This window comes from Pseudomonas kribbensis, assembly GCF_003352185.1.
Lineage (GTDB): Bacteria > Pseudomonadota > Gammaproteobacteria > Pseudomonadales > Pseudomonadaceae > Aquipseudomonas > Aquipseudomonas kribbensis.
In genome coordinates this window covers 2112582-2137301 of record NZ_CP029608.1, presented here as the reverse complement: position 1 = coordinate 2137301, position 24720 = coordinate 2112582, and the positions used below count along the sequence as shown (strand labels likewise).

Below are 24720 nucleotides of genomic sequence, written 5' to 3'. Positions count from 1 at the left end.
GAACTGAACATGCCCGCAGCAAACGCCGCAAGCCCCTGGTACAAGCATCTCTGGCCGTGGATCATCATCGGAATCCTCGCTTGCTCGGTGACCCTGACGCTGTCCATGGTGACCATCGCGGTGAACAACCCGGACAACCTGGTCAACGACAACTACTACGAGGCCGGCAAGGGCATCAACCGTTCGCTGGACCGTGAAATGCTCGCGCAGAACCTGAAGATGCGCGCCAACGTGCATCTGGATGACGTGACCGGTGAAGTTGATCTGCGCCTGAGTGGCGACAGCCAGCCGAAAACCCTGGAACTGAACCTGATCTCGCCGACCCAGCCGGACAAGGATCGCAAGATTGTCCTGACCCGCAGCGAAACCGAGCAGGGCCGTTACATTGGCCAGGTGAACGACAAGGTTGAAGGCCGGCGTTTTGTCGAGTTGCTCGGTTCGCAGGGTGACCAGGTGTGGCGCATGTTCGAGGAAGAAGTGGTCAGCCATGACAAGGATCTGCTGCTCGGTGACGAACCACTGCAAGGCGCGGAAGACCTGGACAAGTAAGCAACTCTCCTGATGACCACCCCACTCCCCTGTTACCACTGCGCCCTGCCCGTTCCGACGGGCAGCCGTTTCACCGCTGTCGTGCTCGGGGAGTCCCGCGAGTTCTGCTGCCCGGGCTGTCAGGCCGTGGCCGAAGCCATCGTCGCCGGCGGGCTCGAAAGCTATTACCAGCATCGCAGCGAAGCCTCGGCCAACCCCGAGGCGCTGCCGGTGCAACTGGTGGACGAACTGGCGCTGTATGACCGCGCCGACGTGCAGCAACCTTTCGTGCGCCACGAAGGCGAACTGGCCGAAACCACGCTGTTGATGGAAGGCATCAGTTGCGCCGCGTGCGGCTGGCTGATCGAAAAACACCTGCGCACGCTGCCCGCCGTGGCCGAGGCGCGGCTGAACCTGTCCAACCATCGCTTGCACGTACGCTGGGCTGACGCCCAACTGCCGCTGAGCCAGATCCTCGGCGAACTGCGCCACATCGGCTACGCCGCGCACCCGTATCAGGCCGACCGCGCCAGCGAACAACTGGCCAGCGAAAACCGCCTCGCCTTGCGCCAACTCGGCGTCGCCGGACTGCTGTGGTTCCAGGCGATGATGGCGACCATGGCCACCTGGCCGGAATTCAACATCGACCTCAGCCCCGAGCTGCACACCATCCTGCGCTGGGTCGCGCTGTTCCTCACCACGCCGATTGTGTTCTACAGCTGCGCGCCGTTTTTCAAAGGTGCGATGCGCGACTTGCGTACTCGCCACCTGACGATGGACGTTTCGGTATCGCTGGCGATCGGCGCGGCGTATGTCGCCGGGATCTGGACCTCGATCACCGGGGTCGGCGAGCTGTATTTCGACGCGGTGGGCATGTTTGCGCTGTTCCTCTTGGCGGGGCGCTATCTGGAACGCCGCGCCCGGGAACGCACCGCCGCTGCCACCGCGCAACTGGTCAATCTGTTGCCCGCCTCGTGCTTGCGCCTCGACGACGCCGGCCAGAGCGAGCGCATTCTGCTCAGCGAACTGCGCCTTGGCGACCGGGTGCTGGTTCAACCGGGTTCTGTGCTGCCGGCGGACGGCAAGATCCTCGACGGCCAGTCGAGCATTGATGAATCGCTGCTGACCGGCGAATACCTGCCGCAACCACGCACGATGGGCGATGCCGTCACCGCCGGCACGCTGAATGTGGAAGGTGCGCTGACCGTCGAAGTGCAGGCGCTGGGTCAGGACACGCGGTTGTCGGCCATCGTTCGCCTGCTGGATCGCGCCCAGGCGGAAAAACCACGACTGGCGGAAATCGCCGACCGCGCCGCTCAATGGTTTCTGTTGCTGTCGTTGATCGCGGCGGCCGCCATCGGGCTGCTGTGGTGGGAGCTGGATTCTTCGCGGGCGTTCTGGATCGTTCTCGCCATGTTGGTCGCCACTTGCCCGTGCGCACTGTCACTGGCGACGCCGACCGCCCTCACCGCCGCCACCGGCACCCTGCACAAACTCGGCCTGCTGCTGACCCGTGGCCATGTGCTGGAAGGCCTGAACCAGATCGACACGGTGATCTTCGACAAGACCGGCACCCTTACCGAAGGCCGACTGGTGCTGCGCTCGATCCGCCCGCTCGGCGCCCTCGACAGCGATCAGTGCCTGAGCCTCGCCGCCGCGCTGGAGAATCGTTCGGAACACCCGATTGCCCGCGCCTTTGGCCGGGCGCCGCTGGCCGCCGAAGAGGTTCACAGTACGCCGGGACTGGGCCTTGAAGGTCTGGTCGGCGAACAGCGCTTGCGTATTGGCCAGGCGGAATTTGTCTGTGATCTCAGCAGTGTTCCCGTCCCGAAGATGCCCGACGAACCGGGCCAATGGTTGTTGCTCGGCGACAGCAATGGACCGCTGGCCTGGTTCGCCCTCGACGACCGTCTGCGCGACGACGCTCCGGCCCTGCTCGCCGCGTGCAAGGCCCGCGGCTGGCACACGTTGCTGCTGTCGGGTGACAGTTCGCCGATGGTCGCCAGTGTCGCCGCCGAACTGGGCATCGACGAGGCCCGGGGCGGCCTGCGCCCGGACGACAAGCTGCAAGTGCTGCAACAACTGCACAAGGATGGCCGCAAGGTGTTGATGCTCGGCGACGGGGTCAACGACGTGCCGGTGCTGGCCGCTGCGGACATCAGCGTGGCCATGGGCTCGGCCACGGATCTGGCGAAAACCAGTGCCGACGCGGTGCTGCTGTCCAACCGGCTCGACGCGCTGGTGCAAGCCTTCACGCTCGCCCGCCGCACACGCCGGGTGATCATCGAGAACCTGTTGTGGGCCGCGCTGTACAATGGCCTCATGTTGCCGTTCGCCGCCCTCGGCTGGATCACTCCGGTATGGGCCGCCGTCGGCATGTCGATCAGTTCGCTGACCGTGGTGCTCAACGCCCTGCGCCTGACTCGCCTGCCGAGTGCGCCGGCCGTCAACGCCTCGTCAGAAACCCGCCCGCTGCCGGCCTGAGCCGCGCGGACATGGAGTACAGATGCCAGCTCTCTACGTGATGATTCCGGCCGCGCTGCTGATCGTGGCCATCGCCGTCTACATCTTCTTCTGGGCGGTGGACAGTGGTCAGTACGACGACCTCGACGGCCCGGCCCACAGCATCCTGTTCGATGACCAGGACCCGAAGCACACCGCCGCCGTGGACGAAGCCAACCCGACAAAACCGGACGACAAGGCGCCACCCCATGCTTGAACTGGCGCCGCTGCTGGTGTCTGCGCTGATTCTCGGCCTGCTCGGCGGCGGGCATTGTCTGGGCATGTGCGGCGGGTTGATGGGCGCGCTGACCTTGGCGATTCCCAAGGAACAACGCAGCCGACGCTTTCGACTGCTGCTGGCGTACAACCTCGGACGGATTCTCAGTTATGCCACGGCGGGATTGCTGATCGGGCTGGCGGGATGGGCAGTGGCCAACAGTCCGGCGGCGTTGTTCATGCGCGTACTCGCCGGGTTGCTGCTGATCGCCATGGGCTTGTACCTGGCCGGATGGTGGAGCGGCCTGACCCGCATTGAAAGCCTCGGTCGCGGACTCTGGCGCTACATTCAACCAATGGCCAACCGCTTGTTGCCGGTGTCGAGCCTGTCCCGGGCCTTGCTGCTCGGCGCGCTGTGGGGCTGGCTGCCGTGCGGGCTGGTTTACAGCACGTTGCTGTGGTCGGCCAGTCAGGGCAATGCGCTGGACAGTGCCTTGCTGATGCTCGCCTTCGGGCTCGGCACCTGGCCGGTTTTACTCGCCACCGGGTTGGCAGCCGAGCGGGTCACGGCGCTGTTGCGCAAACGCAGCGTGCGCATGGCCGGCGGTCTGCTGGTGATCCTGTTCGGTATCTGGACCCTGCCGGGGCCGCACCAGCACTGGCTGATGGGGCATTAAATCGGCGGTGCGGCCTTCGCGAGCAAGCTCGCTCCCACATTGATCGAGTGAACACCAAAAATCTCCTGTGGGAGCGAGCCTGCTCGCGATGGGGCCGCATGACTTATACAAATCCTCCCCGTTGATACAAATCAAGATGCCCCGCCGCGCCCTCCCCTAGACTCGCTCACACTGCCAGCCTATCCGGGGGAATGCCCGCATGCTCGACGCCATTCGTTGGGACACCGATTTGATCCGCCGCTACGACCTGGCGGGGCCGCGCTACACCTCGTACCCGACGGCCGTGCAATTCAACAGTCAGGTCGGCACCTTCGACCTGTTCCACGCCCTGCGCGACAGCCGCAAGGCGCTGCGCCCTCTGTCGCTGTATGTGCATGTGCCGTTCTGCGCGAATATCTGTTACTACTGCGCCTGCAACAAGGTCATCACCAAGGACCGCGGCCGCGCCCTGCCGTACCTGCAACGGCTCGAGCAGGAAATCCAGTTGATCGCCTGCCACCTCGACCCGGCGCAGAAAGTCGAGCAACTGCACTTCGGCGGCGGCACCCCGACCTTTCTCAGCCATGACGAGTTGCGGCAGTTGATGGCGCATCTGCGCAAGCATTTCAATTTGCTGGATGACGACTCCGGCGATTACGGCATCGAGATTGACCCGCGCGAAGCCGACTGGTCGACCATGGGCCTGCTGCGAGAGCTGGGCTTCAACCGGGTCAGCATCGGCCTGCAAGATCTCGACCCGGCGGTGCAACGCGCAGTCAATCGCCTGCAAAGCCTGGAAGAAACCCGCGCGGTGATCGACGCGGCGCGCACCCTGCAATTTCGCTCGATCAACATCGACCTGATCTACGGCCTGCCCAAGCAGACCCCGGACAATTTCGCCCGCACCGTCGAGGAAGTCATCAGCCTGCAACCGGACCGGCTCTCGGTGTTCAACTACGCGCACCTGCCGGAACGCTTCATGCCGCAGCGGCGGATCAACGGCAACGAACTGCCGAGCCCGACGCAAAAGCTGGAAATGCTGCAACGCACCATCGAACAACTGACCGCCGCCGGCTACCGCTACATCGGCATGGACCACTTCGCCCTGCCCGACGATGAACTGGCGATTGCCCAGGAAGAATCGACCCTGCAACGCAACTTCCAGGGCTACACCACCCATGGTCATTGCGACCTGATCGGTCTGGGCGTGTCGGCCATCAGCCAGATCGGCGACTTGTACTGCCAGAACAGCAGCGACCTCAATCACTACCAGAACACCCTCGCCAGCGCGCAACTGGCCACCAGCCGTGGCCTGGTGTGCAACGCTGATGATCGCTTGCGCCGCGCAGTGATTCAGCAACTGATCTGCAATTTCAGCCTGGATTTCGCCGAGATCGAGCGCGAGTTCAACATTGATTTTCAGGGCTACTTCTGCGCGCTCTGGCCGCAGTTGCAAGGCATGGCAAAGGACGGCTTGATCGAACTGGATCGCGAACGAATCAATGTGCTGCCTGCCGGGCGCCTGCTGGTGCGCTCGGTGTGCATGGTGTTCGACGCGTATCTGGAACAGCAGAACCGCCAGCGTTTCTCGCGGGTGATCTAGCTCTTCATCAGCAAGGTATTGGTTTTCAGGTTCTGGTCCGCGGTCAGGCCCGATTGGTCGATGACCTTGGCCAGGGACAGGTTGGCGGTAATCAGACCGTTGTTGAGGGCAGAAATGGCGCCTTTGAGGGCCGCGATCTTGGCGAATCGTTCTTCGTTGGAGAGGGTCTTGTTAGCCATCAGCGCGTTGATCTGGGCGTTCTTTTCGGCGATCTGCTGGCGCAACTTGCGAATCATCTTCAGCAATTGCTGGACGTTTTCCGGCAAGCCGCTTTCATCGATATCGCTGTTTTTCCCGCCGACACCGGCGGATTTTGCAATGGCGGCACCGGACAGCGACACTTTGACGCCCTCGACCAAGGTCGGGGTTCCCAACGATGCCGCGCCTGTGCCTGACTCATCGTCAACGGAGGTTTCAGCACTTTCCAGCAACGACGCAACGCCACTGTTACCGGGGGTCAGCGTGCCAATAGCAGTCATCGAAGCGGTTCCTTGCATGCCGTCAGATACCTGTTTATCGGCCGTCATCCCTGCGGCTTTATGCCGTGGAGGCAATCTCGCCACAGGCTGGCCTGAATGTCCTCCCCTGGGTTACCCTTACGCCTTATGTGTGTTTTCCCACAAGGATTTAAGAAATGTCCGAGCCAGTTAAACTGCGCGCTCATAACCAGGCTAATTGCAAGGATTGCAGCCTGGCCCCTCTCTGCCTGCCACTTTCGCTGAATCTGGAAGACATGGATGCGCTGGACGAAATCGTTAAACGTGGCCGCCCGTTGAAAAAGGGTGAGTTCCTGTTCCGCCAGGGCGACACCTTCGATTCCGTTTATGCAGTACGCTCCGGCGCCCTGAAGACCTTCAGCCTGAGCGATACCGGCGAAGAACAACTGACCGGTTTCCACTTGCCGAGCGAACTGGTCGGCCTGTCCGGCATGGACACCGAGAAGCACCCGGTTTCCGCCCAGGCCCTGGAAACCACCTCGGTGTGCGAAATTCCGTTCGAACGCCTCGACGAACTGGCCCTGCAACTGCCACAACTGCGCCGTCAGTTGATGCGCGTGATGAGCCGGGAAATCCGCGACGACCAGCAAATGATGCTGCTGCTGTCGAAGAAGACTGCCGACGAGCGCATCGCCACGTTTCTGGTCAACCTGTCGGCGCGTTTCCGCGCTCGCGGCTTCTCGGCCAACCAGTTCCGCCTGAGCATGTCGCGCAATGAAATCGGCAACTATCTGGGGCTGGCGGTGGAAACCGTGTCCCGGGTCTTCACCCGCTTCCAGCAGAACGAACTGATCGCCGCCGAGGGCAAGGAAATCCATATCCTCGACCCGATCCAGCTCTGCGCCCTGGCTGGCGGCTCGCTCGAAGTCTGATCTCGACCCGCGGCCGAGCGTATCGTTTCAGCCGCGGGTATACTGCGCCGTTTGCAGCCCTGCCAGGACACCTCGACGATGGTCTTCGACTCCTTCGACATCAAATCCCTGATCCGCCCTGTGATCGATTTCCCGAAACCGGGCGTGATCTTTCGCGACATCACCCCGCTGTTCCAGTCGCCCAAGGCCCTGCGCCTGGTGATGGACAGCTTCGCCCACCGCTATGTGGAAGCCGACTTCACGCACATCGGCGCGATGGACGCGCGTGGTTTTCTGATCGGTTCGGTGCTGGCCTATCAGTTGAACAAGCCGCTGGTGCTGTTCCGCAAGCAAGGCAAACTGCCGGCGGACGTGCTGGCTGAAGGCTACGCGACCGAATACGGCGAAGCGTTCCTCGAAGTGCACGCCGACAGCCTGTGCGAAGGCGATTCGGTGGTGATGTTCGATGACCTGATCGCCACTGGCGGCACGCTGATCGCGGCGGCCAACCTGATCCGCCGTATGGGCGCCCGCGTTCATGAAGCGGCGGCGATCATCGATCTGCCGGAGCTGGGTGGTTCGCAGCGTCTGGAAGACATGGGGATTCCTACGTTCTGCCTGACGCAGTTTGCGTTGACTGACAAGTAATCAGCCCCGCGCTTCCGATCGCTCCCACGCTCTGCGTGGGAGCGATCAAATCTAAAGCCCCATCTGCTTGCTGATGATCTCGTTCATCACTTCCCGCGTCCCGCCGCCAATCGACAGGATGCGGTTATCCCGGTACAGCCGCTCCACCAGGCTTTCGCGCATATAACCGAGCCCGCCGAGAATCTGCACCGCTTCGTTGGTGATGCGGTCCGAAGTGTCCGTGGCGAAGTTCTTGGCCATGGAGATTTCCTTGATCACGCTCTGCCCCGCCGCCATCTTCGTCGCCTGCCGGTAGGTGAACTCCCGTGAGACTTCGAGCGCCGTGGCCATCTCCGCGAGGCGATGCTTGATCACCTGGAACTTGCCAATGGGTTTGCCGAACGCCTGACGCTCCCGCGCCCATTTCAGGCTCTCTTCCAGCGCCAGTTGCGCGGTCATGTTGGCCATCAGCGCCAACGCCAGACGCTCGCTCTGGAAGTTGCCCATGATGCAGGCAAAGCCCATGTTCTCCGAACCGATCAGGTTTCCCACAGGCACCCGGCAATCGTCGAAGAACAATTCAGCCGTGTCCGACGCCCACCAGCCCATTTTCTTCAGTTGCCGGCCGACGGTGAAACCCGGTGTGCCCTTCTCGATCAGCAGCAGGCTGATGCCGCCAAAACCGGGCGCGCCGGTGCGCACCGCGACGGTGTAGTAATCCGCGCGTACGCCACTGGTGATGAAGGTTTTACTGCCGCTGACCCGATAGTGATCGCCATCGCGTACAGCGCGGGTCTGCAGGCTGGCGACGTCGGAGCCACCGCCCGGCTCGGTCACCGCCAGCGCACTGACCTTCTCGCCGCTGAGCACCAGAGGCACAACGCGATCCCGTACTTCGGGCTTGGCCCATTTGACGATGGGCGGCAAGCCGATATCCAGCGAACCAAGCCCGGCGACCAGTCCGCCGGAGCCACAACGCATGAGTTCTTCGCTGGCGGCGATCTTGGCGAACAGGTCACCTTCGTGACTGCCGCCCAGCGCTTCGGGATAACCGATGCCGAGGATGCCGGCCGCGCCGGCCTTGAGGTATAGCTCACGAGGGAAGCTTTCGGCTTCTTCCCACGCATCGATGTCCGGCAGGACCTCGCGCTCGACGAAACGTCTGACGCTGTCGCGGACCATTTGGTGGCTGGGGTCGAAGTATTCCTGGAAGGCGGGCATCGGCGAACTCCATGGAAGGGTTCGCCGAACTTAACCGAGCGCTTGCTTGGTTTTCAACAGGATTGTGTGGCTCAGAGGGAAATCGGCTTGCGCCCGGCAAACGAGTGCGCCAGCGTGCCGCCGTCCACCAGTTCCAGTTCGCCACCCAATGGCACGCCGTGAGCGATACGCGAGGCGATCAAGCCTTTGTTCTGCAGCAACTGGGCGATGTAATGCGCAGTCGCTTCACCTTCCACGGTCGGGTTGGTGGCAAGGATGACTTCGGTGAAGGTGCCCGCCTCTTCGATCCGCGCCATCAGTTGCGGAATGCCGATGGCTTCCGGGCCCAAGCCGTCCAGCGGCGACAGGTGCCCCTTGAGCACGAAGTAGCGACCACGGAATCCGGTCTGCTCGACCGCGTACACATCCATCGGCCCTTCCACCACGCACAGCAGCGTGTCGTCGCGGCGGGTGTCGGCGCATTGCGGGCACAGATCGTCTTCGGTCAGCGTGCGGCATTGACGGCAGTGTCCGACCCCTTCCATGGCCTGGCTCAAGGCCTGGGCCAGGCGTGTGCCGCCGCTGCGATCACGTTCGAGCAACTGCAACGCCATACGCTGGGCAGTTTTCTGACCCACGCCCGGCAGAATTCGCAGGGCGTCGATCAGTTGGCGAATCAAAGGGCTGAAGCTCATGGTGAAAAAGTCCGACAAAACAACGAGACGCGGTTTATACCCGCGCCTCCGGCCAGCGTCAAATCCTCAGTCCTGGGCGACCCGCACCACCAGTTTGCCGAAGTTGCGCCCCTCCAGCAGACCGATAAACGCTTGCGGCGCCTGCTCCAGGCCGTCGACCACGTCTTCGCGGAATTTCACCTTGCCCTCGCGCACCCACGGCACCATGGCGCTGATGAATTCCGGCTGGCGGTCGCCGTAGTCGTCGAACACGATGAAGCCCTGAATGCGTACACGCTTGGTCAGCAGGGTGCGTTGCAAGGCAGGCAAGCGATCCGGGCCTTTCGGCGCTTCCGTGGCGTTGTAGCCGGCAATCAGGCCGCACAGCGGGATCCGTGCCTTGGGATTGAGCAGCGGGACGACCGCATCAAAGACATGACCGCCGACGTTTTCGTAATAAATGTCGATGCCTTTCGGGCAGGCCTTGGCCAGTTGTTCGGCAAAGTCAGGCGCCTTGTGATCGATGCAGGCGTCAAAGCCCAGTTCCTCGACCACGTATTTGCATTTCTCGGCACCACCGGCCACGCCGACGGCGCGCAGGCCTTTGATCTTCGCCACCTGACCGACCACCGAACCCACTGCGCCGGAAGCCGCAGCGACAACCAGTGTTTCACCCGCCTTCGGCTGACCAATGTCCATCAGCCCCATGTAAGCGGTCATGCCCGGCATGCCCAGCACACCGAGGGCCATCGACGGGCTCGGCAGCCCCGACGGGATCGGGATGATGTTGCGACCGTCGCTGAGGCTGTGGCTTTGCCAGCCCGTAGCGCCGACCACCAGATCGCCGACCTGGAATTTCGGATGACGCGATTGCTCGACCCGGCTGACAGCACCACCGGTCATCACCTCACCGATTTGTACCGGCGCCGCGTAGGACGGCGCGTCACTCATGCGTCCGCGCATGTAGGGATCGAGCGACAAGTAAAGGGTCTTGAGCAGCAACTGGCCGTCTTCAAGATCCGGCAGCGCTTCGCGCTCCAGACGAAAGTTCTCGGGTGTCGGCGCGCCTACCGGCCGCGAGGCCAGCACGAAGCGTTGGTTGAGAGTCAGAGGGTCGGACATGTCAGCGTCTCCTGTGAATAGTGAATTCGTCGGTATAGGGAGCAGACCGTTGCAGCTATTGCGCGTTCGATGTTTCGTCAGCCGGAAATAAAAATGCCAGGCGCGATGCCTGGCATTTTTTGTAGCTCATCCAACCCGCCAAGGCGAATCAGAACGGCAGTTTCATCCCGCCCGGCAGGTTCATGCCAGCGGTCAAACTGCCCATTTTCGCCTGGCTGTTGGCTTCGATCTGACGCACGGCGGCGTTGACGGCAGCAGCTACCAGATCCTCGACCACTTCACGGTCATCTTCGTCCAGGCCCGGCAGTACGCTCGGGTCGATGCTGACTTTTTTCACGTCATGACGGCCGGTCATCACCACGGTGACCAGATCGCCGCCGGCCTTGCCGGTGACTTCTGCATTGGCCAGCTCTTCCTGCATCTTGGCCATTTTTTCCTGCATCAGCTGCGCCTGCTTCACCAGGTTGCCCATGCCACCTTTCATCATGGTAATTACCTCAAAAGTACTTGGATCAATACAGCGCCCGGCGACTTACGCCGAACGCCTTCAGTTATTAGCCCTGACTGATCAGGGCGTCGACAGGTTCAATAGTATCGTGTCGCACGACCGCACCGAACTGCTGGACCATCTGCTGGATGAACGGATCGCCGTGGATTGACTCCTCCGCTTCGCGCTGACGGTTGGCACGGCGCCGGGACGCGGCCTGGGCCGGGGTTTCCTGCTCGGGCTTGATCAGCTCCATGCTCAGGTTCAGCGTGCGGCCATGGTACTGGTTCAAGGCATCGTTCAGACGCCGCTGCTGAGTGGCGTTGAACAAGGCGCTGTGGGCCGGGTCCAGGTGCATCAGCCAGTTGTCGCCATCGACCGCGATCAGCGTGCAGTTGGCGGCGATGCTGCCGGTCATGCCGGAAATCGGCAGTTTCGGGAACAGCTCCAGCCATTGCAGGGCCAGACCGGTGGCCGGCGCGGCGGCGGGTTCCGGCTCGGGTTCGGGGGCCGGTTCTGCGGCGTGTTCGCTGGCCAGATCATCGAGGTAACTGTAGGCCGAATCCATGTCCGACTCGATGTAGTCCTCGTCCAGCGGCGGCTCGTCGTCCATGTCCATGCCCGGCGTGAAGGCATCGACTTCGGCCACGGACGGCTCAGGGATCGGCGCAGCGGCCCATTCAGGGGCATCCGGCACGACGCTGTCCGGGGTCGGCAGCGGCATTGGTGGCAACTCTGGCTGCTCGGCGGCCGTTTCCAGCACCGGCTCGACCGCTGGCTGCTGCACAGGAGCGGGTTCTACCGGGTCATTCCACGGCAGATCGACGACTTCTTCGACAGCGACCGGTTCGGGCTCTGGTTCAGGCACGGGTTCAGGTGCAATCACCGGGACTACCGGTGCAGGCTCGGGAGCAGGCGCAGGTGCAACCACCGGCGCTGGCGCGGGCGCAACAGCCGCAGCAACTACCGGCGCAGGTTTCGGCGCGGCAGCCACTGAGTTTGCGGAATCAACTGTGGCCTGGCTGATCCCCACTGGCTTTAGCGGTTGCCTCGGGGCATCCGCCGTGTCCGCCGGCCGGAAGGCCAGCATCCGCAGCAGCACCATTTCGAAACCGCCTCGCGGGTCCGGTGCCAGCGGCAAGTCGCGGCGGCCGATCAGGCCCATCTGGTAGTAGAACTGCACGTCTTCGGCCGGCAAGGCCCGGGCCAATGCCAGCACCCGGTCACGGTCGCCGTGGCCGTTGTCGACACCTTCCGGCAAGGCCTGGGCGATGGCGACGCGGTGCAGCACATTGAGAATTTCCGAGAGTACGCCGTTCCAGTCCGGCCCTTGTTCGGCCAGGTGGCGTACGGCTTCGAGCAACGCCTTGGCGTCGCCTTCGATCAAGGAATGCAATACGTCATAGACCTGACCGTGGTCCAGCGTGCCGAGCATCGCCCTTACGTCGGTGGCCAGCACCTTGCCTTCACCGAAGGCGATGGCCTGGTCGGTCAGGCTCATGGCGTCGCGCATGGAACCGTCGGCCGCGCGGCCGAGCAGCCACAGGGCGTCGTCTTCGAACGGTACGTTTTCGGCAGTCAGGACGTGAGTCAGATGCTCGACCACACGCTCAGGCGTCATGTTCTTCAGGGAGAACTGCAGGCATCGCGACAAAATCGTTGCCGGAAGTTTCTGCGGGTCGGTGGTCGCCAGGATGAATTTGACGTAGGGCGGCGGCTCTTCGAGGGTTTTCAGCAGCGCATTGAAGGAATGGCTGGAAAGCATGTGCACTTCGTCGATCAGGTAGACCTTGAAGCGCCCGCGGCTCGGGGCGTACTGCACGTTGTCGAGCAGTTCGCGGGTGTCCTCGACCTTGGTCCGGCTCGCGGCGTCGATCTCGATCAGGTCGACGAAGCGGCCTTCATCGATCTCGCGGCACACCGAACACTCGCCACAAGGGCTTGAAGTGATACCTGTTTCACAGTTCAGACATTTGGCGATGATCCGCGCAATCGTCGTCTTGCCGACGCCCCGCGTCCCGGTGAACAGGTAGGCGTGGTGCAGGCGCTGGCTGTCCAAGGCATTGATCAGAGCCTTGAGCACATGGGTCTGGCCGACCATTTCGCGGAACGAGCGCGGACGCCATTTACGTGCAAGAACCTGATAACTCATCGAAAACCGTCGCGGCAAAGGAAGCAGAAGCGGCTAATGCTAGCGGAGCAAGGGCAAAATTGCATCCGGTGCGCTCTTCTATTCTGGCTAAGCTGCATGGGCGGAGGCTTTTGTCGGCACGGGAACGGGAATTACCGGAGCATTTATGCGGTGGGCCGTGGGGGCAATACTGGGAATCAGCCTGAACGTGATGGCCGCGCAGCCGCCGCTGCGTTTTGCCATGGCCGACAGCTGGGCGATGCCGCTGGTGCAATACGAACATGGCCGCCCGACCCAAGGCATTCTTTACGACATGATGCTCAGCCTCGCGACCCAGGTCGGCGTACCGGCAGAATTTCACGTCCTGCCCCGCACCCGCGTGCAGAGCGCCATGGAACACGGCGAAGTCGACGTGCGCTGTTATGCCGCGCAATCCTGGCTGCCGAACCAGTCCGGCGATTACATCTGGAGCATTCCGCTGTTCTTTCAGCGTGATCTGCTGATCAGCCGCCAGGATCAACCCTCCAGCGTCGATCCGGCCCACCTGCCCCGCCAGTCGATCGGCACCGTGCTCGGTTACAGCTACCCCACCCTGCAACCGCTGTTCGACGCCGACCGGTTATGGCGCGAAGACGCGCGCAATCAGGAACAGGTGCTGGACAAGCTGCTGGCCGGCCGTTATCGCTACGCCGTGAGCAATCAATGGACGCTGGACTGGTTCAACCAGCGCCTGCTGCCGGGGCAGCAACTGCAAGGGGTCGGTGTATTGCAGGAGCAGCAGGTCGGTTGCTACGTGCGCAACGATCCGGATGTTCCGGTGCAGCGGATATTGAGGACGCTGCTGCAGATGAAAATGTCGGGGGAGATTGATGACATTATCCGGTTGTACACCGGCACCCCCGAAAGCGCCCCATGAGCCTTTGAATCGCTCGATCAATGCCCCGCCGTATCACGGAATTTCTGGTATTCGTGATACTCGACCCACGCCACCACATCGTAAGGCACGTAAAGCTTCAGCCTGGCGCGGGAGATGGCGATGTACACAGCGCAGATCCGCTGATCGAACGCGTAGGCATCCTTGAATTTCTCGTTGGTCAGCAGCCCCGGCGTCAGCAGCACCTTGTCGAATTCCATGCCCCCTGCCTCTTCCGCCAGCATCAGCATGCAGCCGTTGCCAGTGCTGTCGATCATTCGGTTCAGACGCGTCAGGTCGGCAATCATGAAGCCGTTTTCCAGCTTGGCCTTGACCTGCAGAAACGATTCGTCGAACCGGTTGGCGTCGCACACCGCTTGCCAGTCAGGCAGATCGCTGAAGTACGGATGCACGCCGTTTTCGCTGAATTCCGAGCGGTAGAAGTCCGGCTTGAACAGTTCGATGGCGGTGGCCATGAAATGCTTCAGATCATCCTGGGTTCGTTTGTCCGGAAATCTGAATTTGCAGTTGGAATCGTGCAGGTGGATGGCCCAGATCATGCTGTCCCACGGCGATGCCGTCAGCACCACGCAACCTTCGGAAGGCACGAAGCCTTCCGGGTACTCCTTGATGACGACGTCGGCGTCACTGGCGCCTTCGAACGGAATCTTGCCCTTCTGCGAGTGCCGGGCGATCAGCGGGTTGACCAGCCGCTCGACGTTGCGGCCCGAACGCACGGAATAGCTGATATCGCTTTGGCGAACTTCACGGTGACGCTTGACCGGCACGCCGCTGGCCTGTTGATACTCATCGCCGAGGGTGATCAGCACCTGACGGCCGCGTTCGATGATCTGCAACAGCGAGCCGGGAATGTCCTGGCTCTCGTCGATCAGCACGTGGGTGTAGCGCGCCGGCACCACGCAACCGGCAATGCATGCGCGCTTGATCATCAGCAGCGCTTCGAAACCGGTCTGGTTGCCCCACGCCGGATTGAGCTCGAGGTAGCCCCACAGCCGACTCGAATACTCCAGCAACACTTGCGCGTCCACGCTGGAGAGCGGCTGGTTGAAATGCGGCAGATGCTTCGCGGAAAAAGTGTGATCGCGGAAACGGCAGTAGCGCTCGATCACTTTGAGGCAGAGTTCAAGGGTCGCCTGCCCGTCGTGGTGGCGGAAACCGAAGATATTCAGCTCCTGTGCCAGCGCCTGCCGGCTCGGGATTCGAGCAGCCCCTTCCGGCTGAGGCCGGCGACCGAGCATCAGCGACTGTGCAAACGCCAGGAAGGTCTTGCCGGCCTTCTTCTCGCTCGGCCCCACCATGCGCTGGCGAAGGACTTCGAGCTTGGCCGGGGTGCGCGCCAGCAACAGGGTCTTTTCCGGCCGCAAATGCTCCAGTAACGCCACCAGCAGATGGCTTTTGCCAATCCCTGCGTAGCCTTGAACGTGCAGGTCTTCGTCCAGATTGGCGCGGAAGGTTCTGACCAGCTTGTCCTGCGCCGGGCTCAACCAGCGCTCGCGCTGCCGGGGCGTCACGATCGGCTGGCTGAACGGGTCATGGCTGCGATGGCGCCGGACTTTGTATTCGAAATCCCACTGACCATCGGGCAATAAATAGTCGCGTGCCGACACTTCTTCAGCCAGCAGGAAACGCAGGTTCAGCGGCTTGAGAACCTTGAGGCCGAAATACAGTTTGCGCGGGTCGAACAGCCGTTGTGCCTCGGACAGTAGGCCCGCCGTTGTTGACTGCCGCTTTTCGGCAGCCCAGGACAAGAGCTTGGCCAGAATCTTTTCTGCCGCCACGGCGCCGAGATCCTGCTCTGTCGTCTGCACCAGATTCTGGATGACCAGCACTGCCGCCAACTCTGGGTCGGTCAGGGCTTCGAGGGCTTTGTTGCCACCCGCCTGCAACAGGTTCGCGCAGGTTTCATCCGTGACGGGCAAGAACACGGGGCTGGATAGATCGGAATGTTCCGGGAGCATAAAACCTCGCGGCCAGGGCCCAGACCTTACAAGGTCGATCCTGGCCAGACTCTTCATTTATTTCGGTTGTGGCGAGTATGCGGGATCGCAAGGGAAATGATTACCCCGCGTCGACGCCGTTGCTAGCAGAGGGTTTGGGGACGAACCGCCAAATCGCAGGCATAAAAAAACCGCAGTGGGCGAAACCCATGCAGTTCGGCGTTGATGCGTTCGATGTTCGTTAAGGTGGTAACCCTACCAGCCACACCCCGGCACACAATGTTCCCGCTGTGGCTGCTGCCTTCCGGCTCTGACCAGGTTCACGGGTAATCGTTGCGGGGGGACCGATAGGGTCACCATAACGACACTCACCTGTCGGCGAGCCGCGCCATTGTACCTATCTGAGACGAAGTTACAACCGCTGGTTGCAGATTAAAAATATGAAGGGCTTCAAGCACTTGCTATTGCGCCTGCAGCACCTCGTCCGCACGGCCGCCCTCTTGCTGGATTACCAGATGAATGAAGTGCAGCTTGGCGATTGCCGCAGGCGGTAAGACGAAAGGATAGAAATCCGGCTGGCCCATGCTGCGCGACAGTTCGTTGAGCATGCCGGCCAGTTCGATCCACGCGTTGACGAACGACAGGAACGCCGCGCCGCCGGGATGTTCAGGGTCGTACAACGTGCTTGATGGAAACGGCTGGTAATCGAGATCCATCTCCCGGGCACTCATGCCGAAACCCAGCGCTGTGTCTACCGCATCCATCATGTGCAGATAATGCGCCCAGGTTTCCGCCCAGTCTTCCCACGGGTGCATGGTGGCGTAGGCGCTGACGTAATGCTGCGACCAGTCGGCCGGCGCGCCCTGTTGATAATGCCGCTCCAGCGCCTCGGCATAACTGGCGCGTTCGTCGCCGAACAGGTTGCGAAATGAACCCAGCCAGGGGCCGTTGGCGATCAACCGATCCCAGTAGTAATGCCCGACCTCATGGCGAAAATGCCCGAGCAATGTGCGATAGGGTTCGTGCATCTGCGCCCGGACCTGTTCGCGGTGGGCGTCGTCGGCTTCTGCGATGTCGAGGGTGATCAGGCCATTGGCGTGGCCGGTCATGGGAGCATTGCCTTCCAGATCGACGCCGATGAAATCGAACGCCAGACCGGTGTCTTCATCCACGGTTTTCGGGATGACCGGCAGACCCAGGCTGATCAGTTGAGCCACCAGTCGCCGCTTGGCGATTTCCACCTTGCGCCAGCGCTCGGGGTTTTCCGGGACGGACAGATCAGGGATGGTGCGATTCAGATCGCAGGCAGCACACAGGGTGTCGTGATCGTTGGCGGGCAGCAGCCAGTTGCAGGCGGCCGGGGTATCGAGATTGGCGCAACGCCGGAACAGTCCGGCCTCGGGATCGACATCCAGCGTCCAGGTGCCTTCCTGCGGCCCCGGTTGCAGCGAGGTCAGCCGACTGTGTTCCGGTTGATAACCCAGTGCTGCGTTGCAGGCCAGGCACTGACTGTTGCGAAAGAACAGCGACTGGCCGCAGCGACACGGCCAGACTTTGCTGTTGCGCGAGGATTCGCCCATGAACGGCGCGACGATGCGGGAACTGAGCTGCTCGAAAAAGCGGTACATGGCGATCTCTCCCTGGGGCTAGCCAAGACTAGATCATTCCTGCGAGTCGATCGTTCCCGCGCGTTGCGTCAGGCGGAAATACCGTGCCCTTTCAGGAACGCGATAAATGCCTCTTCATCCATGACCTTCACGCCCAACTCGTTGGCCTTGGTCAGTTTCGACCCGGCGCCTGGCCCCGCGACCACGCAATGAGTCTTGGCCGACACGGAACCGGCGACCTTGGCGCCAAGGCTTTCCAGGTGTTCCTTGGCGACATCGCGGCTCATCAGCTCGACCTTGCCGGTCAGCACCCAGGTCTCCCCGGCCAGCGGCAGGCCTTCGACGACTTTCTTTTCGCTCTGCCAGTGCATGCCGAAATCGCGCAGCTGCTTTTCGGCGCTTTCCGCCAGTTGCCGATGCTCGGGCAGTTCGAAAAACTCGCGCACCGAGTTGGCCTGCTTCTCCGGCAATGCCTGGCGCATGTCCAGCCAGTCAGCGTTCATCACCCCTTCCAGCGTTTCGAACTTGTCCGCCAGTTTCTGCGCCCCGCCCGGCCCCACCGAAGGGATGTGCAGCTTGTCGAGGAAACCGCCCAACGTGGTGCTGGCGGCAAACTCGGCGCCCAGCTCGCCCTGATCCTGAATCTGCAAACCATGGCCCAACAATTCGGTAATCACCTGCTGGTTGTGCGCATCTTCAAAGAAGCTGTGAATCTCGTGGGCCACTTCCAGACCGATGTCCGGCAGGTACGTCAGCACTTGCGGCAAGGCTTGCTGGACGCGCTCCAGCGAACCCAGCGAACGCGCCAGCACCTTGGCCGTCTCCTCGCCGACATCCGGGATACCCAGCGCATAGATAAAGCGCGCCAGACCCGGCTTCTTGCTGTCTTCGATGGCGGCCAGCAACTTGTTGCTCGACACCTCGGCAAAGCCTTCCAGATCGACGATATCGTCGAACCTCAGCGCATAAAGATCGGCCGGCGAACTGACCAGACCTTCGTCGACCAGTTGCTCGACGCTCTTGTCACCGAGGCCTTCGATGTCCATCGCCCGACGGGAAACGAAGTGAATGATCGCCTGCTTGAGTTGCGCACCGCAGGCCAGACGACCGACGCAGCGGTACACCGCGCCTTCGCTGATGGTTTCCTTGCCCTTGCTGCGCTTGACCAGTTGCGTGCGCTCGACGTGGGAGCCGCAGACCGGGCAGCTCTCGGGAATCTGCACCGGCCGCGCATCTTCCGGGCGGCGCTCGATGACCACTTGCACCACTTGCGGGATCACGTCACCGGCACGGCGAATGATCACCGTGTCGCCGATCATCAGGCCCAGCCGTGCGACTTCGTCCATGTTGTGCAGCGTGGCGTTGGCCACGGTGACGCCGGCGACCTTGACCGGTTTCAACCGCGCCACGGGCGTGACGGCACCGGTGCGACCGACCTGGAATTCCACGTCAAGCAGTTCGGTGAGTTCTTCCATGGCCGGGAATTTGTGCGCGATGGCCCAGCGCGGTTCGCGGGCGCGGAAGCCCAGTTCGCGCTGGTCGGCAATGTTGTTGACCTTGAACACCACGCCGTCGATTTCATAGGCCAGCGAGTTACGGCGCTCACCGATATCGCGGTAGTAATCCAGGCATTCGCCGATGCCTTTGGCCAGTTTCAGTTCATGGCTGATCGGCATGCCCCAGGCTTGCAGTTGCTTGAGATTGCCGATGTGGGTGTCGGAAATATCGTGAGAAACCTGGCCGATGCCGTAGCAGCAGAACTCCAGCGGACGGTTGGCGGTGATCTTCGAATCCAGCTGACGCAGGCTGCCGGCAGCCGCGTTGCGCGGGTTGGCGAAAGTCTTGCCGCCGACTTCCAGTTGCGAGGCGTTGAGGCGCTCGAAACCGGCCTTGGACATGAACACTTCGCCGCGCACTTCCAGGGTCGCCGGCCAGCCTTCGCCGTGCAGCTTCAGCGGAATGTTGCGCACGGTGCGCACGTTGACGCTGATGTCTTCGCCAGTAGTGCCGTCGCCGCGCGTGGCGCCGCGTACCAGCACGCCGTCCTGATACAGCAGGCTGACCGCCAGGCCATCGAGTTTCGGCTCGCAGCTGTATTCCACTGCCGCACCACCGCCGAACAGATCACCGGCCGGCAGGTCCAGACCTTCGGTCACCCGGCGGTCGAACTCGCGCATGTCGGTTTCTTCGAAGGCGTTGCCGAGGCTGAGCATCGGCACTTCGTGACGCACCTGGGTGAATGCGGTCAGCGCCACGCTGCCGACGCGCTGGGTCGGCGAGTCGCTGGTGATCAGTTCCGGGTTGGCCGCTTCCAGCGCCTTGAGCTCGTGGAACAACCGGTCGTACTCGGCATCCGGAATGCTCGGCTCATCGAGTACGTGGTAACGGTAGTTGTGCTGATCGAGTTCAGCGCGCAGCTCTAGAATGCGGTCTTTGGCGGCAGTCATGGGTGTTCTCTCATAAAGCAAAAGAGCAGCCGAGGCTGCTCAATCTATTTTGCCGATTGCCCCTGTATTGCGAGGCAACCTTTTCAATCAACGCTTCTGGGTCAGGGCGCGACGTTCGAATTCGACGATGCGCTGACGGTAGTGCTCGATGGTTTGCGCGGTCAGGACGCTGCGCTGGTCATCTTTCAATTCGCCGTTCAGTTCCTGGGACAGCTTGCGGGCTGCCGCCACCATCACGTCGAAGGCCTGCTTCGGATGACGCGGGCCTGGCAGGCCGAGGAAGAAGCTCACCGCCGGGGTGCTGAAATGGTCGATGTCGTCCAGATCGAAGATGCCCGGCTTGACCGCGTTGGCCATGGAGAACAGCACTTCGCCGTTGCCGGCCATGCTTTCGTGACGGTGGAAAATGTCCATCTCGCCGAAACGCAGACCGCTTTCCAGAATGTTCTGCAACAGTGCCGGGCCCTTGAAGCCGGCCGGGTCGCGGCAGATCACGCTGATCACCAGGACTTCTTCGGCTTGCGGCTGATCCTTGTCGGCAACGGCCGGCGACGACTTGGCGACCGGCTCGATGAAGTCATCGTCACGGCTGCTGAAGCTCGGACCGCCGTCCAGGTCCAGATCGAGGTTCAGGTCGCCCTGGGCCGGACCGTTGTTGCCACGCTTGCCGCGCTTGGAACCGGTTTCGCGAGGCTCGCGTGGTTCGCGGGCCGGCATGCTCACCGATGGCAGGTCGTGTTCGTCCAGTTGTGGCTCTTTATGGGTATCCAGCACGCGGGCCGGGCCCAACAGCTCGGCGCTGGTGTCCTCGTCCGGCAGGTTGGACAGACTTCGGTCAAGACGGAATTTCAGTTTTCCCTTGCCGCCGCGCATACGGCGCCAGCCATCGAAAAGAATACCGGCTATCACAATGATGCCGATGACGATCAGCCACTCGCGCAGACCGATTTCCATGTAATCCCGTGCCTCTATAAAAAATGCTGAAAAATAAGGGGTTTACACTGTGCAAACCGCTTTAAAACGTGGCGCCAACTCTATGTTCTGACAGGCGTTTTGCCCACGTATACGAAAAATTGACATTAAACTAGCACGACCAAAGACAACTTTACACCGTCTGTCTCATTGGCTTGCGCGATTATGTCGATTGGCCAGCAAGTCGAAGCCGGTAAATATGTCCTACAGACTACAAATACCTTTTCCGACAGCGCCGGCTCAGGCATCCACCATCGCCATCGCCTCCTCGACATCCACGGCTACCAGTCGCGAACATCCCGGCTCGTGCATCGTCACGCCCATCAACTGCTCGGCCATTTCCATGGCGATCTTGTTGTGGGTGATATAGATGAACTGCACGGTCTGCGACATCTCTTTGACCAAGCGTGCGTAGCGTCCAACGTTAGCGTCATCCAGTGGCGCGTCAACCTCATCGAGCATGCAGAACGGCGCCGGATTCAACTTGAAGATCGCAAAAACCAGTGCCAGTGCGGTCAGGGCTTTTTCGCCGCCGGAAAGCAAATGGATGGTGCTGTTCTTCTTTCCGGGCGGCTGCGCCATGATCGTCACCCCTGTATCGAGTAGATCTTCGCCCGTCAGTTCCAAATAGGCGCGTCCACCACCGAAAACTTTCGGGAAAAGCGCCTGTAAACCGCCATTGATCTGATCAAAGGTATCTTTGAAACGGTTTCGGGTTTCCTTGTCGATCTTGCGGATGACGTTTTCCAGCGTCTCCAGTGCTTCCACCAGATCGGCGTCCTGGGCATCCAGATAACGTTTACGCTCGGATTGTTGCGTGTATTCGTCGATCGCCGCGAGGTTGATCGCGCCCAGGCGCTGAATGCGTGCGGCGATGCGTTCCAGTTCTTCTTCGGCCTCCTTCTCACTGGCCTCGGCGCTCAAGGTATTGAGTACGCCGTGCAAATCGTAGCCGTCTTCCAGCAGTTGATCCTGCAGGGCCTTGCGGCGCACGGTCAGGGCCTGCCATTCCATGCGTTGCTGTTCGAGCTGGCCGCGGATCAATTGTGATTGCTGCTCGGCCTGGGTCCGGCGTTTTTCCGCGTCGCGCAGTTCGCGGTCGGCGTCTTCCAGGGCGATCTGTGCGGTCTTGAGTTCGTCGTCGACGCTCATGCGCTTGTCGAGCAACTCTTCAAGTTTGAGGCGCAGCTCTTCCAGCGGCGCCTCGCCCTCCTCCAGATTCAGGCTGAGCTGCTCACGTTTTTCGGTCAGGCGCTCGGCCTGCATTTCCAGACGCTCAAGGGCCTGGCGGGTCGAATCGTGTTGTGCGCGCAGCGAGCCAAGACGCACGGCCAATTGATGGGCATGATCCTTGTGCTGACGAGCCTCCTGACGCACCCGGTCGAGGCGTTCGCGCAGGCTGTCGCGCTGGGCCAGCAGCAATTCGCGCTGCTCGGTGTCGAGAGCCATGGCGTCGAGGGCGTCCTGTAACTGGATCCGCGCTTCGCCGATATTTTCGTGTTCCAGTTCGCGCTGCTCGGCGAGTTCGACCAGCTCTTCGTCGAGACGGGTACGGCGCAGGGTCAACTGCTCGGCCTTGGCTTTGCCGGCTGAAAGTTGAGCTTTCAATTCGCCTTGCTGACGAGCTTCGTCCTGCAGCAAACGACGCAAATGTTCGCGACCGTTTTCCTGCTGACGCTGTTGCGCGCGCAGGGTCTGCAGACGGGTTTCCATGGCTTCGACCGTGGCTTCGCGTTCTTCGCGTTCCGCATGCAGCGATTCGATTTCCTGGCCGCGCGCAAGCATGCCGCTTTCGGCCTCGCTGGCGCGGCGTACCCGCAGGAAGTGCCGACCGACCCAGTAGCCGTCGCGACTGATCAGGCTCTGCCCGGCAGCCAGTTGGCCGCGCAATGCCAGTGCCTGCTCAAGGCTGTCGACCGGTTTGACCTGACCCAGCCATGGCGACAGATCAACCTGCGCCTCGACCTTGTCCAGCAGGCTGCCGGCCACGCGCACGCCGTCATTGCCGGGGCTGAGTAAACGCAGATCGCCCTGGGCAAAACCGGACAGATCGAAACCGGCGAAATCATCCACCAACACCGCTTGCAGGTCGGCGCCGAGCACGGTTTCCACCGCCAGCTCCCAACCGGCCTCGACCTTCAGGCCTTCGGCCAGACGCGGGCGCTCGGCGAGGTTATGTTCCTTCAGCCATTCGGCGGTGCCGGTGCCTGGATCGAGCGCGGCCTGCTGCAAGGCTTCGAGGGACGCGAGGCGACCGTTGAGCCGCTGCAAATCGCCCTGCGCCTGTTGCTGTGCAGTCAGTGCCTGCTGCAATTCCTGACGCAGTTGCTCGAGTTTTTCGACCTGAGCTTCTTCACTGGTCTGCAGATCTTCAAGGGTGGCTTCGGACTCGGCGAGCTGCTCGCTGAGTTCCATGATCGCCGCGTCTTCCGGATCGGCCGAGAGCAGCGCGCGCTCTTCGCCCAGACGCTTTTGCCGATCGGCCAGACGCTCCATGCTGGTTTCCAGCTGCTGGATGCGCGACTGCTGCACTTCGGCCTGACGGCGCGGTTCGGCGGCGGTCAGGTTGAAGGCGTCCCACTGCTCCTGCCAGCCGTGCATGACGGTTTCGGAATCTTCCAGCGCCGCGGCGGCTTCTTCGGCGGCGGCGTTGGTGATTTCCTGCTCGGGGGTCAGTTGATCGAGTTCTTCGCCGAGGGTCAGCAGCAAGGTGCGGTCGTGGCCCAGGTGCGATTCGGTTTCGAGGCGCGCGCGCTCGGCTTCCTTCAAGTCGTCTTGCAACTGGCGCAAGCGTTGCTGGCCGTGCTGGATGCTCTGCTCGACCCGGGCGATGTCACCGCCGACCGAATAGAAGCGCCCCTGCACCAGATTGAAGCGCTCGGACAGGTCATGGTGACCGTCGCGCAGGCGCTCAATGGCGGCGTCGGCGTTGCGTTGCTCGGCGACCAGCGCTTCGAAGCTGATTTCCTGGTTGCCGATGATCGACTCGCGCTGGCCGACCTGATCGTTCAGATCCTGCCAGCGCAGGGCCGACAGTTGCGCCTTGAGCTGACGCTCTTCAGCCTTGAATTCCTGATATTTCCTCGCAGCTTCGGCCTGACGGTGCAAGCGTTCGAGCTGACGCTCAAGCTCTTCGCGCAGGTCGGTCAGACGGGCAAGGTTTTCGTGGGTGCGGCGGATGCGGTTTTCGGTCTCGCGCCGGCGCTCCTTGTACTTGGAGATACCGGCAGCTTCTTCGATGAAGTTGCGCAGGTCTTCCGGCTTGGATTCGATCAGCTTGGAGATCATCCCCTGCTCGATGATCGAGTAGCTGCGCGGGCCGAGGCCGGTGCCGAGAAAGATGTCGGTGATGTCACGACGACGGCATTTGGCGCCGTTGAGGTAGTAAGTGGTCTGGCTGTCGCGGGTCACTTTACGGCGGATCGAAATTTCCGCATACGCCGCCCACTCGCCCAGCAGCGTGCCGTCGGAGTTGTCGAACACCAGTTCGATGCTGGCCTGGCTCACCGGTTTTCGGCTGGTCGAGCCGTTGAAGATAACGTCGGTCATCGACTCGCCGCGCAGGTTCTTGGCCGAGCTTTCGCCCATCACCCAGCGCACGGCGTCGATGATGTTCGACTTGCCGCAACCGTTCGGCCCGACGACCGCCGCCATGTTGCTGGGGAAGTTCACCGTGGTCGGATCGACGAAGGATTTGAACCCCGCCAGTTTGATGCACTTGAGGCGCAA

Annotated in this window: 19 protein-coding genes and 1 other RNA gene; 8 read left to right on the top strand and 12 right to left on the bottom strand. The window is 61.9% G+C overall.

Going from position 1 to position 24720, the window contains the following annotated elements:
• The first annotated feature begins 9 nt into the window (after nucleotides 1-9).
• From DLD99_RS09940 to hemN, 5 genes are all read left to right on the top strand, one after another.
• Complete coding sequence (locus tag DLD99_RS09940) at nucleotides 10-549, top strand: FixH family protein (RefSeq protein ID WP_085711939.1); 540 nt, start codon at nucleotides 10-12, stop codon at nucleotides 547-549.
• Nucleotides 550-561: 12 nt separating this feature from the next.
• The gene (locus DLD99_RS09935; protein WP_114882056.1) at nucleotides 562-3012 is read left to right on the top strand and encodes a heavy metal translocating P-type ATPase; all 2451 of its coding nucleotides are present in this window, start codon (nucleotides 562-564) and stop codon (nucleotides 3010-3012) included.
• 22 nt (nucleotides 3013-3034) lie between these two features.
• A complete protein-coding gene (gene ccoS, locus DLD99_RS09930; RefSeq protein ID WP_114882055.1) occupies nucleotides 3035-3247 on the top strand; it encodes a cbb3-type cytochrome oxidase assembly protein CcoS in 213 nt (70 codons plus the stop codon).
• Nucleotides 3240-3923, top strand: a complete 684-nt coding sequence (locus DLD99_RS09925) for a sulfite exporter TauE/SafE family protein (RefSeq protein WP_114882054.1) — start codon at nucleotides 3240-3242, stop codon at nucleotides 3921-3923. The genes ccoS and DLD99_RS09925 overlap by 8 nt, the downstream gene beginning before the upstream one ends.
• A gap of 199 nt (nucleotides 3924-4122) precedes the next feature.
• Entirely contained in the window at nucleotides 4123-5505 is a 1383-nt protein-coding gene (gene hemN, locus DLD99_RS09920; protein WP_114882053.1) for an oxygen-independent coproporphyrinogen III oxidase, read from the top strand.
• On the opposite strand, the gene DLD99_RS09915 is transcribed toward hemN, so the two are convergent.
• Nucleotides 5502-5984 carry a hypothetical protein gene (locus DLD99_RS09915; protein WP_114882052.1) on the bottom strand — a complete coding sequence of 161 codons (483 nt, stop codon included), beginning with the start codon at nucleotides 5982-5984 and terminating at the stop codon, nucleotides 5502-5504. The genes hemN and DLD99_RS09915 overlap by 4 nt on opposite strands.
• A gap of 155 nt (nucleotides 5985-6139) precedes the next feature.
• Between DLD99_RS09915 and fnr the strand changes: the two genes are divergently transcribed.
• Both fnr and DLD99_RS09905 read left to right on the top strand, forming a co-directional pair.
• Nucleotides 6140-6874 carry a fumarate/nitrate reduction transcriptional regulator Fnr gene (gene fnr / locus DLD99_RS09910; RefSeq protein ID WP_007951654.1) on the top strand — a complete coding sequence of 245 codons (735 nt, stop codon included), beginning with the start codon at nucleotides 6140-6142 and terminating at the stop codon, nucleotides 6872-6874.
• 78 nt (nucleotides 6875-6952) lie between these two features.
• Nucleotides 6953-7501 (top strand): adenine phosphoribosyltransferase, encoded by a 549-nt coding sequence (locus tag DLD99_RS09905; RefSeq protein ID WP_003223345.1) that lies wholly within the window; start codon nucleotides 6953-6955, stop codon nucleotides 7499-7501.
• 51 nt (nucleotides 7502-7552) lie between these two features.
• Here the strand turns inward: DLD99_RS09905 and DLD99_RS09900 are convergent, their stop codons facing one another.
• The 5 genes from DLD99_RS09900 to dnaX form a co-directional block, all read right to left on the bottom strand.
• Nucleotides 7553-8701, bottom strand: a complete 1149-nt coding sequence (locus tag DLD99_RS09900; protein ID WP_114882051.1) for an acyl-CoA dehydrogenase family protein — start codon at nucleotides 8699-8701, stop codon at nucleotides 7553-7555.
• A gap of 71 nt (nucleotides 8702-8772) precedes the next feature.
• A complete protein-coding gene (gene recR, locus DLD99_RS09895) occupies nucleotides 8773-9375 on the bottom strand; it encodes a recombination mediator RecR (RefSeq protein ID WP_064378769.1) in 603 nt (200 codons plus the stop codon).
• A 66-nt stretch (nucleotides 9376-9441) separates the two neighbouring features.
• On the bottom strand, nucleotides 9442-10476 hold the full coding sequence (locus tag DLD99_RS09890) for an NADP-dependent oxidoreductase (protein WP_114882050.1): 1035 nt from the start codon (nucleotides 10474-10476) through the stop codon (nucleotides 9442-9444).
• A gap of 148 nt (nucleotides 10477-10624) precedes the next feature.
• Nucleotides 10625-10963: a YbaB/EbfC family nucleoid-associated protein gene (locus tag DLD99_RS09885; RefSeq protein ID WP_085711929.1), complete on the bottom strand. Its 339-nt coding sequence runs from the start codon at nucleotides 10961-10963 to the stop codon at nucleotides 10625-10627.
• Between the two features lie 67 nt (nucleotides 10964-11030).
• Nucleotides 11031-13115: a DNA polymerase III subunit gamma/tau gene (gene dnaX / locus DLD99_RS09880; protein ID WP_114882049.1), complete on the bottom strand. Its 2085-nt coding sequence runs from the start codon at nucleotides 13113-13115 to the stop codon at nucleotides 11031-11033.
• A gap of 145 nt (nucleotides 13116-13260) precedes the next feature.
• On the opposite strand from dnaX, the gene DLD99_RS09875 reads away from it, so the two are divergent.
• Entirely contained in the window at nucleotides 13261-14010 is a 750-nt protein-coding gene (locus DLD99_RS09875) for a substrate-binding periplasmic protein (protein WP_114882048.1), read from the top strand.
• 17 nt (nucleotides 14011-14027) lie between these two features.
• Here the strand turns inward: DLD99_RS09875 and DLD99_RS09870 are convergent, their stop codons facing one another.
• From DLD99_RS09870 to smc, 6 genes are all read right to left on the bottom strand, one after another.
• Nucleotides 14028-15986: a hypothetical protein gene (locus tag DLD99_RS09870; protein ID WP_114882047.1), complete on the bottom strand. Its 1959-nt coding sequence runs from the start codon at nucleotides 15984-15986 to the stop codon at nucleotides 14028-14030.
• Between the two features lie 232 nt (nucleotides 15987-16218).
• An RNA gene (gene ffs, locus DLD99_RS09865) (signal recognition particle sRNA small type) lies at nucleotides 16219-16315 on the bottom strand.
• A 111-nt stretch (nucleotides 16316-16426) separates the two neighbouring features.
• Nucleotides 16427-17593 carry a zinc-binding metallopeptidase family protein gene (locus DLD99_RS09860; protein WP_114882046.1) on the bottom strand — a complete coding sequence of 389 codons (1167 nt, stop codon included), beginning with the start codon at nucleotides 17591-17593 and terminating at the stop codon, nucleotides 16427-16429.
• Between the two features lie 68 nt (nucleotides 17594-17661).
• The gene (gene ligA / locus DLD99_RS09855; protein ID WP_114882045.1) at nucleotides 17662-20019 is read right to left on the bottom strand and encodes an NAD-dependent DNA ligase LigA; all 2358 of its coding nucleotides are present in this window, start codon (nucleotides 20017-20019) and stop codon (nucleotides 17662-17664) included.
• Between the two features lie 87 nt (nucleotides 20020-20106).
• Nucleotides 20107-20973 carry a cell division protein ZipA gene (gene zipA / locus DLD99_RS09850; RefSeq protein WP_114882044.1) on the bottom strand — a complete coding sequence of 289 codons (867 nt, stop codon included), beginning with the start codon at nucleotides 20971-20973 and terminating at the stop codon, nucleotides 20107-20109.
• Between the two features lie 258 nt (nucleotides 20974-21231).
• Nucleotides 21232-24720 (bottom strand): chromosome segregation protein SMC, encoded by a 3489-nt coding sequence (smc, locus tag DLD99_RS09845; protein WP_114882043.1) that lies wholly within the window; start codon nucleotides 24718-24720, stop codon nucleotides 21232-21234.